Origin of the sequence: Caballeronia sordidicola (assembly GCF_000729995.1) — a bacterium.
In the GTDB taxonomy this organism is placed as follows: domain Bacteria; phylum Pseudomonadota; class Gammaproteobacteria; order Burkholderiales; family Burkholderiaceae; genus Caballeronia; species Caballeronia sordidicola_A.
Window position 1 is genome coordinate 1 of record NZ_JNFG01000137.1, and the last position, 813, is coordinate 813.

General features: G+C 57.6%; 1 protein-coding gene. It reads left to right on the top strand.

Translation table 11 applies throughout. The features are described 5' to 3' along the window. The coding region (locus FH08_RS0134075) for a 3-keto-5-aminohexanoate cleavage protein (RefSeq protein ID WP_063771254.1) at positions 1 to 813 on the top strand (813 nt) is incomplete at both ends.

Consider the following 813-nt stretch of genomic DNA (forward strand, 5'->3'; position numbering starts at 1 on the left):
GTTATCGTTCTCGTCGCTCCCACGGGTGGCATGGCGTTCAAATCACAAAACCCGCATCTTCCGACGCAGCCCGATGAAATCGCCCGGGATGTCTACGATTGTTATAACGCCGGGGCCAGTGTGGTTGCTGTCCACGCACGATTGCCTAACGATGAAGCGACCTGCAACGCGGAGATTTACCGCAGCATCAACGAGCAGATCCGGGCAAAGTGCGACATCGTCATCAACAATTCGACTGGCGGCGGTGTTCACGGTGACATGATCCAGCAGATCGAAGGCGGCATGTGGGACACCATCTGGGAGGAGCGTCTCAAGGGCATGGAAGCTGGCGCCGAGATGTGTACACTCGACGCGTGCACGTTTGTTGCCAGCTTCGGCGGCAAGGAGGTTTTGCTTAACACGTCACCATCGCGTTGCCGTTATCTCGCTGAAGAAATGAAGAAGCGTGGCATCAAGCCGGAATGGGAGGTGTTCAGCCCCACCCATATCGTGCAGGACGTCAACACGCTGATCCAGCTTGGGCTCGACGAACCACCGTATGTGGTCAACATGGTGATGAACGCGCACCGCGGTTTCCAGAACGCGATGCCCTATAACCCCAAGTCACTGCAGTACATGGTTGATCTACTGCCGAAGGACAGCATCTTCTGCGTGAGCGGCATCGGTCCGGCACAACTGCCGGCGAGCGTGAACTCCCTGTTGCTGGGCGGGCAGATTATCCGCGTCGGGCTTGAAGACAACCTCTACTATCGCCAGGGGCAATTGGCGCGCAATGTCGAACTCGTTGAGCGGACCGTGCGCATTCTGCGCGAA